Source organism: Streptococcus oralis subsp. dentisani, assembly GCF_002096685.1.
In the GTDB taxonomy this organism is placed as follows: domain Bacteria; phylum Bacillota; class Bacilli; order Lactobacillales; family Streptococcaceae; genus Streptococcus; species Streptococcus oralis_AD.
In genome coordinates this window covers 293701-305844 of sequence record NZ_NCVA01000040.1, presented here as the reverse complement: position 1 = coordinate 305844, position 12144 = coordinate 293701, and the positions used below count along the sequence as shown (strand labels likewise).

12 protein-coding genes and 1 tRNA gene are annotated in these 12144 nt (G+C 42.1%); 1 reads left to right on the top strand and 12 read right to left on the bottom strand.

Going from position 1 to position 12144, the window contains the following annotated elements; genetic code table 11:
- From oppC to B7705_RS06035, 3 genes are all read right to left on the bottom strand, one after another.
- Window positions 1-927: an oligopeptide ABC transporter permease OppC gene (oppC, locus tag B7705_RS06045; RefSeq protein WP_084948444.1), complete on the bottom strand. Its 927-nt coding sequence runs from the start codon at window positions 925-927 to the stop codon at window positions 1-3.
- Window positions 927-2423, bottom strand: a complete 1497-nt coding sequence (locus tag B7705_RS06040) for an ABC transporter permease (protein WP_084948442.1) — start codon at window positions 2421-2423, stop codon at window positions 927-929. Before B7705_RS06040 ends, oppC begins: the two co-directional genes overlap by 1 nt.
- A 66-nt stretch (window positions 2424-2489) precedes the next feature.
- A complete protein-coding gene (locus B7705_RS06035; protein WP_084948440.1) occupies window positions 2490-4469 on the bottom strand; it encodes a peptide ABC transporter substrate-binding protein in 1980 nt (659 codons plus the stop codon).
- A gap of 307 nt (window positions 4470-4776) precedes the next feature.
- Between B7705_RS06035 and B7705_RS06030 the strand changes: the two genes are divergently transcribed.
- Window positions 4777-4847, top strand: a tRNA-Cys gene (locus B7705_RS06030).
- Window positions 4848-4927: 80 nt separating this feature from the next.
- Here the strand turns inward: B7705_RS06030 and B7705_RS06025 are convergent.
- The 9 genes from B7705_RS06025 to asnA form a co-directional block, all read right to left on the bottom strand.
- A complete protein-coding gene (locus tag B7705_RS06025) occupies window positions 4928-6259 on the bottom strand; it encodes a hemolysin family protein (RefSeq protein WP_084948439.1) in 1332 nt (443 codons plus the stop codon).
- 131 nt (window positions 6260-6390) lie between these two features.
- Entirely contained in the window at window positions 6391-7215 is an 825-nt protein-coding gene (locus B7705_RS06020) for a DNA/RNA non-specific endonuclease (protein ID WP_084948437.1), read from the bottom strand.
- A 41-nt stretch (window positions 7216-7256) separates the two neighbouring features.
- A complete protein-coding gene (locus B7705_RS06015) occupies window positions 7257-7448 on the bottom strand; it encodes a DNA-directed RNA polymerase subunit beta (protein WP_084948436.1) in 192 nt (63 codons plus the stop codon).
- A complete protein-coding gene (gene murA / locus B7705_RS06010) occupies window positions 7438-8718 on the bottom strand; it encodes a UDP-N-acetylglucosamine 1-carboxyvinyltransferase (RefSeq protein ID WP_084948434.1) in 1281 nt (426 codons plus the stop codon). Before murA ends, B7705_RS06015 begins: the two co-directional genes overlap by 11 nt.
- Window positions 8719-8740: 22 nt before the next feature.
- Window positions 8741-8971 (bottom strand): DUF1146 family protein, encoded by a 231-nt coding sequence (locus tag B7705_RS06005; protein WP_080563327.1) that lies wholly within the window; start codon window positions 8969-8971, stop codon window positions 8741-8743.
- 55 nt (window positions 8972-9026) lie between these two features.
- Window positions 9027-10064, bottom strand: a complete 1038-nt coding sequence (locus B7705_RS06000; protein ID WP_084948433.1) for a SepM family pheromone-processing serine protease — start codon at window positions 10062-10064, stop codon at window positions 9027-9029.
- Window positions 10048-10536 (bottom strand): pantetheine-phosphate adenylyltransferase, encoded by a 489-nt coding sequence (gene coaD, locus B7705_RS05995; RefSeq protein ID WP_084948431.1) that lies wholly within the window; start codon window positions 10534-10536, stop codon window positions 10048-10050. The genes B7705_RS06000 and coaD overlap by 17 nt, the downstream gene beginning before the upstream one ends.
- Window positions 10526-11065, bottom strand: coding sequence for a 16S rRNA (guanine(966)-N(2))-methyltransferase RsmD (gene rsmD / locus B7705_RS05990; RefSeq protein ID WP_084948429.1), 540 nt, complete (start codon window positions 11063-11065; stop codon window positions 10526-10528). The genes coaD and rsmD overlap by 11 nt, the downstream gene beginning before the upstream one ends.
- A 64-nt stretch (window positions 11066-11129) precedes the next feature.
- Window positions 11130-12122, bottom strand: coding sequence for an aspartate--ammonia ligase (asnA, locus tag B7705_RS05985; protein ID WP_084948428.1), 993 nt, complete (start codon window positions 12120-12122; stop codon window positions 11130-11132).
- Window positions 12123-12144: the final 22 nt, after the last annotated feature.

The following is a 12144-nucleotide window of genomic DNA, read 5'->3' as shown; positions in this document are numbered from 1 at the left end:
CTATCTATGTGTACGTGGATCACTAGCGTCCGCTAGGTTTTGACCAACAACGAAAAGAGATAGGGATACCAAGATCAAGGTTGTCAACGGAATCCAGAACAAGTAGGCGTTGGTCGTAACGTTTTGTGAGTAATCTGAGATCAAACGTCCCAGACTTGGCACTGTTACAGGCAATCCCAATCCAAAGAAGGAAAGGAAGGCTTCATAAGAGATGAAGCTTGGCAACATCAAGGTCATCGTAGAAACAATAACGGATACCAATTGTGGCATGATATTTTTAACGATGATTTTAAAAGTTGGTGTTCCAAGTGTTTGAGAAGCAAGGTTGTATTCCAAGTCACGGTAACGCATGATTTGGATACGAATCATATAAGCAATCCCAATCCAAGTTGTCACACTCATGGCAAAAATCAAATTCCAGAAACCAGCACCGATTGAATAAGTCAAGACAATGACAATCAAGAGAGATGGAATATTTGAAATAATATTATAAACTTCCATCATGACACGGTCAACAGATTTTGAAATTCCCCAAATTCCACCAACAATTACCCCAATTACAAGGTTGATAAAAGTGGCAATGACAGAGATGAGGATAGAGTTACGCGCACCAAACCAAACCCCGTCAAACAAGGATTTACCATTGCTATCTGTACCAAACCAATGTTCAGCATTGGGTTTGATAAAACGAGCAGAAAAGTCATTGACCTTACTTACATCGTTGAAGTCAAAATCTGAAAACATAGGGTAAATAAAGCTCATCAAAATAATGGCTACCAAGATTCCCAGCATAACGACTGTTGATTTTTTCTTTAGAAATTGTCTAAATACAGAACCCCAGTATGAATAGGCAGGGGCATCAATTGTTTCAGAGGCAAAATCGTCACGTTTTACGAACTGAAATTTTTCTTTTCCGATTGTTGACATTATTTGCCTCCTTTCTCTGTCAATTTAATACGTGGATCAAGCATGGTCATCCAGATATCTCCTACAAAGAGTGAGAAGATAGAAATACATGTGAAGATGAATACGAGACCAACTACCATTGAGTTGTTTGATGCCTTAACAGAGTCGATCAACATTTTACCCATACCTGGGAAAGCGAAGACGGTTTCTGTCAATGTTGCACCACCAATAACCCCGATTACGGCACCAGGAATACCTGACACCAAAGGAACCATGGCATTTTTAAAGATGTGTTTATTTGAAATTTCTTTCTCAGACAAACCTTTGGCACGAGCAAAACGAACAAAGTCCTGAGATTGCAAGTCGATCATGTAACGACGAATCCAAATAGCCGTACTTGGCGCTCCCAACAAACCTAGAATGACCGCCGGCAAGACATAAGAACGCCAGTCCCCAGCTCCCAAGATAGGGAATGAATCTGGAAGACCAATGGATGATCCAATCAAACGCACGATGTAAACCAAGGCAATCGTTGGAAGGGCAAGCAAGAAGGTTAGAGCACCTGTTGAGAAGCTATCAATCCAAGTATTCTTGTGGCGAGCCATAGCAGATCCAAGTGGAATAGCGATAGCATACGAAATAATCAAACCAATCAAACCAGCAACAGCTGAACTTGCAATCATAGATGGATATTGGTAATTGCTTTCTGTAGCCGTGTAAGGATCGTCCTTACCAAAGTTTGCCACCTCACGTGCGTCTGCTTGGCTTGGTGATTTGTAGGTACGAGAGTAGATATCTACAGATGAAGTCTTTTTACCTGTAGGGAATTGAACTTCTCCTGTCTTAGTTTGTCCTTGACCTTGTGTGATAACTTGAAGCACTGGTGTGTTTGCATAAGTTGGGTAAGAGTCTCCCAAGTTAATGTTCACAAAATTTTGGTGGACAAATGGGAATTGGTTGTTGAAATACAAAAGGTATTTATGTTTTGTACCTGAACCAACCAATGACCAACCGATAGCAGGGTCATTTTCAAAACGAAGATAACGTTCCAAGTTTGGATTTTCAGGGTCCTGAATCTTGTTTGTATGATCGACATCAATCAAGTTGGCATAGAATTTGAAAACACGTTCAAAAATCGGAATTTCACGCGTAGCATAGAATTGACCACTTTCTGAGAATACACCTAGTGTCCAACCATTTCCTAGTTGGTTGATGTATTTTTCGTAGATTGCCTTGTTAGTCTCATTGGCATCAACGGTTACAGATGAGTCCATCGTGCTCGCTTTTTCTTGCAACTCCTTGGTATCGTAGTACTCGATATAGCCCATCCGCTCATAAACGGTATTTTCATAATTGTCCCGTTTATCTGGCGTCGTTGCAATCTTGTTATAGTTGGTATCCTGCTTGAAAATCAATTTCCGAGGAACCATCGTATAGATAATCGTGTAGGTCAAGGTTGTCACCAAGAAAATGGACAACAATGAACGCAATACACGCATAAAAATATATTTCTTCATATCGTTTCCTTTTAAAATCCCAAAAGAACCTTCTCCTCATGGAGAGAAAGTTCTCTTGAGAGTTATTTATTTAACGTGATTAGCCAATTCTTTTTGAACTTTTTCGTTTGATTCTTTTTTCTCTTTGAGCCATTTTTCACGAGCCTGTTCATAGTCAACTTTTGTTACAACCTTGTCTTGTAACTGAATATACTTGAAGTATACATCTGAGCCCTTATCTCCAGACTGGCTGTATGATGCTGTGAATGGTACAACACGAGAAATGAATGGTGCAGCACCACTTGATGACATAGCTGGCAAGATGAGTGAGCTATCTGTCAACCAAGCTTGAGCTGCTGCATATTTTTCATAACGAACATTCAAGTCGCTTGTTTCTTTAGCAGCTTCATCAACTAGCTTATCGTATTCTTTCAAACCAACTTGAGCTGCTGCAGCATTATCTGCACCTTCGTAACCCATGTATGTTTTTGTTTGTTCAGCATTCGTTGTTTTCAAGATATCAAGGTAAGTTGACGGATCTTCATAGTCTGGGTTCCATCCAACGGCACCTGAGAGATCCCAATCTTCTGCCGCTGCATTCGCCGCATAGTAGGTAATATTATTAAACTCATCTTTAGAAACTTGTTGGATATCGATGACTACATTGCCTTCTCCAAGCACTGTTTCAACGGATTGTTTGAAGGATTGAATACGTGCGATATAGTTTTTAGCTGTTTGGTCTACTGGAACATCCAAATGGATAGGGAATTTTACACCTTCTGCTTCCAATGCTGTTTTGGCTTTGGCAAATTCAGCTTTGGCTTTATCGGCGTTGAAGAGTCCATCTTGACCATCCGCAAAGTTTACATTCTTCCACTCATCACCGTAAGCAGCCATCTTATCAGTCACCAAGTCACCGAAAGTTTTTTCGCCAGCAGAGACAAAGTCAGGTTTTACAAAGAGGTTACGAACGGCACGAGGAGCACCTTCTTTACCATTTACTTGAGCTGAGTAAGACGTACGGTCAAAGGCAAAGTTCAAGGCTTGACGGAAGTCCTTGTTAAGAAGGGCTTTCTTAGTAGAAGTCTTCTCTTCATCAGTTGTCTTAGAAGTGTATTTGTAACCTTGGCGGTCAATATTCACACCCAAACCACCAATACCAGGTCCTGATGGAGTGTAGAAGATATTTTCCTTGTAGGTTTCTTCTACTTTAGAGTAGTTTGAACTTGTTGGGAAGAGACGGGCATAGCTATAGGCTCCACTTGTAAAGTTACGCTCAATGGACTCTTGGTCTGAACCATCATAGAAAGCAAGGGTTACTTTATCGAGATGAACATTGTCTTTGTCCCAGTATTGCTCATTCTTAGCGAACTCGATAGAAGACTTAGCAGTCAAACCTTTCAGCAAAAATGGTCCATTGTAAAGCAATGATGTAGGGTCAGTCGCTTTAGCAAAGTCAGATCCTTTTGATTTTTCAAATTCTTCGTTCAATGGCCAGAAGATTGAGTAAGCCATCTTAGAGTTCCAGTATGGTTCTGGCTGGTTCAAGGTATACTCAAGAGTATAATCATCAACTGCCTTCACACCTACTGAAGAAAAATCTTTATTGTTTCCAGCTTTATAGTCAGCTAGACCTTTAACTGAATCTTCTGCTAGATAAAGTGCTTCAGACTTGTTATCAGCCGCGTGTTTCAAGCCATTTACAAAGTCTTTGGCTTTTACTTCAGCATACTCTTCGCCATCTGATGTCATCCATTTAACACCTTTACGAATCTTGTAGGTATAAGTCAAACCATCTTTTGAAACTGACCAGTCTTCTGCAACTGCAGGGACTAGATTTCCATACTTGTCGTTTGTGAAAAGACCATCGATACCATTTGAAGTGGCAACCTTAGTACTTTGTTTCCCTGAAATGAGGTAATCCAACGTTTCTGGGTCAGCTGAATAAACATAGCCATAATTTTTTGGCGCTGTTGAATCAGATGATTTTGAAGAACCGCAAGCAGCTAGTACTCCTGCCGCTAATAAAGCAACTCCTGCTGCAACAAATACTCTACTTTTTTTCATGTTTGTAACTCCTCTTGAAAAATTTAGGCTTATTGGAAATTATAACATATATCTTTTAAAAAGTAAACGAATTTTCAGAATATTTTGGCGCATTCCCTCAAAAAACTTCTATTTGTCAAATTTCTATACTCTTTGTTTACTATCTAGGTGATTAGAATGGCAAATTCACAGCCCGTAAAGACTGATTTCCTGACTTTCTCTCTCGGTTTTAAAGCCTGTCATAAAAAGGGAAAGTTTCCTAAATTGGATTTTCGTTTAAGAAACTATTGACGTAGAATCATTTTCAAGGTATAATAATAAACGTTGAGGCGGTATAGCCAAGTGGTAAGGCACGGCTCTGCAAAAGCTTGATCGTCGGTTCAAATCCGTCTACCGCCTTATAGTAAACCAAAAGACTCCACGTGAGTCTTTTTTCTTATAAACGGGAGCTTGGGCACCTGACGGTGTCTCAAGCTCCTTTATTCTGTTTCTTCTTCATTTTCTATTTCAGTGATTTGAACTTTTACCTTGGTAACACGTCCGTTTTTCACCTTGTCGTTGGTGAGTTTGATTTGTTTGTTTTGGCTAATCAACTCAAAACTGATTTTTTCAGTTGTAGGAATGGTTCCTACCCCAGTTAGATAGTAGCCTGCGATGGTATCAACGTCATCGCTTTCCAATTCAACATTAAAATAGGCATTGAAGTCATTGAGAGTCATCGTTCCTTGAACGATGTAAGTATCCTCGCCGATTTGATAAACATCTATTGCCGCTTTATCTGTTTCGTCATCGATTTCCCCAACGATTTCCTCTAAGAGGTCTTCCAGGGTCACCAGACCAGCCATACCACCGTATTCATCTAGCAAAATGGCCATCTGTCTTTGGGTATTTCGCAGTTCTTTTAGCAAGTCATCCACAAAAATGGTTTCAGGGACAAAGAGTGGATCTTGTAAGATCCTCTTCCAGACAATATTGTCAAAACCGTCCTCAAAGGCTGCCTTAAGAAGACTCTTGGTGTGAATAATCCCAATCACATTGTCCTTATCCCCATCATAAACTGGGATACGGGAAAAGTTTTGTTTTAAAATACTTTGGATAATGGTTTGGCTATCATCCTGAATATCCACCATAAAGGCATCTGTCCGAGGAACCATGACTTCTCTCGCCATCAGTTCATCTAGTGAGAAAATCCCTTGTAACATCTCGATTTCGTCTGCATCCAAGGTTTCCTCACTCTTGGTCAACATGTACTCAATTTCATCTCGAGTCATTTTTTCATCTGCATCATCAAAGGTCATTGGTGTTAAACGACTCAAGAGATTGGTTGAAGCAGAGAGCAACCAGACAAAGGGACTGACAATCTTCCCAAGACCAATAATTATCGGAACAGAGCGAATGGCTAAGGCATCTTTGAGATTGAGGGCAATCCGTTTAGGATAGAGTTCACCAAAAACAATAGAGATGTAGGTCAAGAATGCCAAAGAGAGGAAACTTGCAATGGCATAAGCTGTTTCTCCACTCCCCATCCAAGAGGCAATTACTTGTCCAAGTGTATCTGCCAATTTTGCCCCTGACAAGATCGTGATCAAGGTGATACCGACTTGAATTGTTGATAAAAAGTGATTAGGGTTTTCAAGTACCTTTAGCAAACGGATATAGCGTTTATCGCCTTCTTCTGCTTTTTGCTCTACTCGGGCACGATTTAGTGACACCATAGCCATTTCTGCAGCTGAGAAAAAGGCATTTAAAAAGGTCAATACAACTAAAAGTACAAATTGCAGTAACAAATCCTGACTGCTCGGGTCTTCCATGGTCTTTCTCCTAAAATAGTATCTTGTGTTCCATTATATCATAAATCGGCCTAGGAATCACATTATTTTCTAATTTATACAATCGCTCCCTTATCAATGATGGACAAGGGAGCAGTTTTTATTCCTTTTTTCTAGTTTGTCACCGTGACCTGACCTGTTCGGTAATCAAGTTGGATACCCTTTTGAACATTTGGAATCAGGACGTTGAATTCCAATTCGCCATCCGAAGACTTGGCTTCAATTTGTGAAGCAGATGGAACCAAATCCTCATTTGTAGCATAATGGAGAGTTACCCGGTAACGGACTCTCTTATTCTGGTCTAAGGTTTTCCTAACCAAACTCTCATAGTAGTTCTGCCCTGTCGAATCTTCAGCCTGAGCCTGATTGGCCCAAGCTGTCTGAACTGCAATGTTTTTGGGATTGCTAGTAGAAGCATCAAAGCCATCCAATCCACCTATCAAGGCATAACCCAACAAGTGCCCCCTATCTACTGCGTGCGTATAGGTTCCCTTTAGATTTTTAACCTGATGCCATCCCGGCGGAGTCCAAGAGGTTGAGCCATTGCCTGTTTCTTCACGATTTTTATACTGTCGAGTCGCTTTGGATAAGAGAGCATTGGCAACCGTTGGGACTGTCTCTTTCCCGACTGGTTTTGTTTTATTATCCGCGTAGGGTTTGCTAGAAACTTTGGCATCTAGATTGGTTTTATTGCCGTTGACGACAAAGGCACCTGCCCCATTCCATTCTAGACCACCTTTTATTTGATTCTTGATTGACTCGATTAAGACACTCTCTGCCAACTCCTGACTAGGAGCTTCTGAAGCCTGTCTTTTCTGACTAACCTTAGTTTTAGGGGTGTTTGGCGCTGACTGCATCTGCTTGATGTAATAGCTACCAGCAGATAATAGTAAGAATATGAGTATCCCTATCAGAGCCTGTCTTGTTTTCTTGTCCATATCTCTCCTTATATCTCTAGAAAAAAGACTGGTCTCCCAGCCTAATTTCCTGTAAATTTACTAATCAATTCTTGCCATTTCGCTGGAGACAAAATCGCCCATGGATCCTGTCCCTTTCCTAGAATCCCGTAGCCAATCATCAAGCCGATTCCTAAAGCAAGGAATCCCAGCAAGAGTACGATAAAAATCAACAGTAAGCGACGGACTACATAACGTATGTTTTTATTCTTCATCCTTAACCTCAATCCGCTGAATCTTTGCTCCTAGCTGAGCTAACTTCTCATGGAAGCGGTAGTAGCCTCTGTCAAGGTGGACTAATTTACCGACAACTGTCTCCCCTTGCGCTACCAAACCTGTCAGAATCAAGGCCGCACTGGCACGAAGGTCTGTTGATAAAACTTCTGCTCCCTGTAAAGCTTGTCCTCCTACGATACGGGCTGTATCACGGATAATCTCCGAATGCAAGCCCATTCGACGCATTTCCTCCAGATGTTGGAAACGATTCTCAAACACCGTTTCCACCATGGTGGATTCCCCTTTTGCGACAGTCATCAAGGCTGTAAATTGAGCCTGCATATCTGTTGGAAATCCTGGGTGTGGCAAGGTTTTTACATGAACAGCTTTAAGATTTTCCAGTTGAGAACGGACACGGATGCCCTCTGATTCCTCTGTCACTTCAACACCCATTTCGAGTAGTTTTGAGATTAAGGGGCGATTATGTTCCCAGACTGCATCACGAACGAGGATATCTCCACCTGTCATAGCTGCAGCTACCATAAAGGTTCCGGCTTCGATACGGTCCTGTACGACATTGTGAGTCGTACCATGGAGTTCCTCGACACCAGTCACTGTGATTGTTTCGGTACCCGCTCCCTTGACCTTAGCTCCCATTTCATTAAGGAGAATAGCGAGGTCAACAATTTCTGGCTCACGCGCAGCATTTTCTATCACTGTCACACCATCAGCTAGAGTTGCTGCCATCATCAGATTTTGTGTTGCGCCGACACTAGGAAAGTCCATGTAGATATGAGCTCCATGCAGGCGTTCTGCCTTGGCTTCGATGTAACCAGCTGTCTGGGTAATCTTTGCCCCCATAGCTTCCAAACCTTTGAGGTGGAGGTCGATCGGACGACTCCCAATAGTGCAACCACCTGGCATGGATACCTTGGCGTGGCCTACACGAGCAAGGATTGGTCCCAAGACAACGATGGATGCCCGCATCTTGCTAACATACTTGTACGGAGCCTCCTCCGTGATATCTCCAGTCGCATCGACTTCGACAACATGTGCTTCCTCATCAAAGTCCACCTTGGCATTCAGACCTCGAACCACTTGATTCATGGTGAAAACATCTGACAAGATTGGAACATTCTGCAAGACTGTCTTACCCTTGCTTGCTAGAATAGTCGCTGCCAACAAAGGTAAGACGGCATTCTTTGCTCCCTCAATCGTCACACTCCCGACCAGACGATTATCTCCGCCTTGAACCACAATTTTTTCCATAGTTTTTCCTTTACTTTTGATTTTATAACAGTCCTATAAGCGCTTCTTGCCACAGTTGGTACAAACTGATAAAGAATGAACTCAAGATATAGCCCATCACAATACTAAAGAAGCCTACCAACAAACGAACTTTTTTTGTGTTAGTAGCGGTCACTTTTAAAACCTTTTCCCATCTCACAAGATCCTTCAAAAGGTAAAAACTCAAATAAATAAAGAGTATATGACTACTTAGAGTGAATAATAATTGAACCATTTGACTATTATACCATCTTATCCGCTTGCGCGCTAGTTTTCGATTTTTCTACGGATTAGGGATTGTTTTTAAGATAATCAATCGCATCCTGCAAGGTCTTAACGGGAACGATTTTCATCTCTGTTTTGATCGTTTTAGCAGCTTCTAGGGCTGTTTCATAGTTACTTTTCGCATTGGGATCTGCTTTTTTTGCTTCTTCGGTGACTGGATTGTCAGGAGCAAAAAAGACATTGGCTCCCTGACGAGAGGCTGCAACCACTTTTTTGTCAATTCCACCGATGTCGCCAACATTTCCATCGCGATCAATGGTTCCCGTTCCCGCAACGATGCGGCCATTACGAAGTCCTGGATCTGCTATCTGGGTGTAAATAGCTAGGCTAAACATGAGACCTGCACTTGGACCCCCGATACCAGCTGTTGAAAAGCGAATCGGAACGTCACTGGTCACTTCCGTACGATCAATCAAACCAATCCCAATTCCGTTTTTCCCGTTTTCGAGAGTGATAATTTTACCTTCAGCAGTCTTGACTCTTCCGTCTTCTTCGTAGGTTACCTTGACTGGATCTCCTAGTTTTTGAGAGTTGACATAATCAACCAAGTCCTTGGAACTATCAAAAGTCTTATCATTAACAGCCGTCACAGTATCCGCAATGTTCAGAATACCCTTAAAAGTTGAATTATCTGTCACGGTCAAGACATAAACTCCCAAGTACTTGAGTTCGATATCCTTACCAGCTGTCTTCAAACCTTGATATTTAGCCATATTTTGGGAAGTTTGCATGTAGAACTGATTGATCCGCATAAACTCCGCATCCGTAGAACCACCCGTTGTCTCCTGAGCGCTTCGAATATCCGTAAACGGGGTTAACCAAGCATAGACAAGATGCGATAGTGTCGCATGTCGAATACCGACTGTCACAAACTGGTAAGCTCCTGCTTCCGTATCCTCTGTTTCATTGACTTTTAAAACTTGACGAATATCTTCCGCTCCACCTGGAACTTCTATGTAGTATGGCAAAGGTACTACAAAGGCCAAAAACGTCAATACTAGTGCTAGGATGGCATATAAGGGCCATCTAGTTTTTTTCTTCATGTGCTAATTCCTCCACAACACTGTTTGGGACATACTGTTGAATCTCCTGTCCAAACTTCAGGAGTTCTCTCATGGCTGACGAGCTGATATAGAGATGCTCTGGGCGACTATGTAGGTAGACAGTCTCGATATCTGGAGCCAGTTGATGATTGTAGTAATCAAAACTAGCCTCGTATTGCAAGTCTGTAGGATTTCGCAAGCCACGGACAAGAGTTTTGGCTCCCAGTCTTCTTGCAACTTCGACTACCAATTCATCATGAGACGCAAGAACTTCTACATTTTCTAAATGTGCTACGGCTTTTTCGACTGCCCGTTTGCGATTTTCAACAGGGAGAAAGCCTTGTTTGTGGGGGTTGTAGAACACCCCGACATAGAGCTTATCAAAGAGTTTGCTGGCCCGTTCAATGATATCCAGATGTCCATTTGTCATCGGATCAAATGAACCGGTAAATAATCCAATTTTATCTGACATAGACTGTCACCTTACTAATCCCATATATTTTTTCCTTCCAGATGCCTAAGCAGGCGATTTCTTCTGGGAGTTCTACAGACTTATCGGTTTCACAGACAACCATGATCTCTTCGGAGAAAAGATTTCTTTCTGCCATTTTTTCGATATCTGCAACAATTTGTTCTTTTGCGTATGGAGGGTCTAAAAAGACCAGGTCAAAGGGACCATTCACTTGTTCCAAGGCTCGTTCAGCCTCCATCTTTAAGAGCTGAAATTTGAAAACTTCCTTGGTCATTTGGATATTTTCAGCGATGATAGCTTGTGCCTTTCGATCCCGTTCCACTAAAACAGCATGGGACATGCCACGCGATACTGCCTCAATAGATAAACCGCCACTGCCAGCATAAAGATCCAAGACACGTCCACCATCAAAATAGGGGCCAATCATATTAAAGATAGCTCCACGAACCTTATCTGATGTCGGCCTCGTCGTCTTGCCTTCTAACGTCTTGAGAGGACGCCCTCCGTAGATTCCTGATACGATTTTCATACCGTTTATTATACCAAATTATAGACAAAAAGAGAAAGAAAACCGAACCTTGCGGTTCGATTCTCTACAAAATATTTTCGTACGTATCGCGGACTTCTTGAGGCCACACACTGGTCTGAACTTCTCCGATATGTTTCTTACGAAGAAGGAACATGGCCATCCGAGACTGTCCGATGCCCCCACCGATAGTCAGTGGGAAGAGTCCGTTAAGCAGAGCCTTATGCCATTCCAACTCAAGACGATCTTCGTCTCCTGTAAGGGCAACTTGGCGACGAAGCGTGTCTTCATCTACCCGAATCCCCATTGAGGAAAGTTCAAAGGCACAACCAAGAGGTTCATTCCAAACTAGAATATCCCCATTTAGTCCCTTATAGCCATTCTCAGACTCTGTTGTCCAGTCATCATAGTCAGGGGCACGGCCGTCATGAGGTTTCCCGTCAGGCAACTCGCCACCAATACCAACCAAGAAGACTGCACCAAACTCTTTACAGATTTCATTTTCACGCTCTTTTGGTGTCAAATCTGGGTAACGTTCCACCAACTCTTCCGTATGAATGAAAGTGATTTGTTTTGGCAAGATGGATTCGATATCGTAGCGAGCTTCTACTGCTAGCTCTGTCAGACGAATGGCCTTATAAATCTTCTCAACTGTTTCTTTGAGATAAGCGATATTGCGTTGTCCATTTGGAATCACTTTTTCCCAGTCCCACTGGTCTACATAAACAGAGTGGGTTGCATCCAGCGAATCTTCGTCTGGACGAAGAGCCTTCATGTGAACAAACAGACCCTCACCTTCACCGAAACCAAAACGAGCCAAGGTGTGGCGTTTCCATTTGGCAAGTGAGTGAACGACTTCATAGGTTTCATCTGGAATCTGCAAGACCTTTACAGATACAGGATTTTCGACACCTGACAGGTTATCCTGCATCCCATCCCCAACCTTGCTCAAGATAGGACCTTGAACCTCGACTACTTCTAACTTATCTTTCAAATACTGGGTAAAGGTGTTTTTAACAAAAGAAATTTCTTCTTGCTGATGAATAAAGCTTTTCTTCATAACTACTCCTAAAAAATTAATT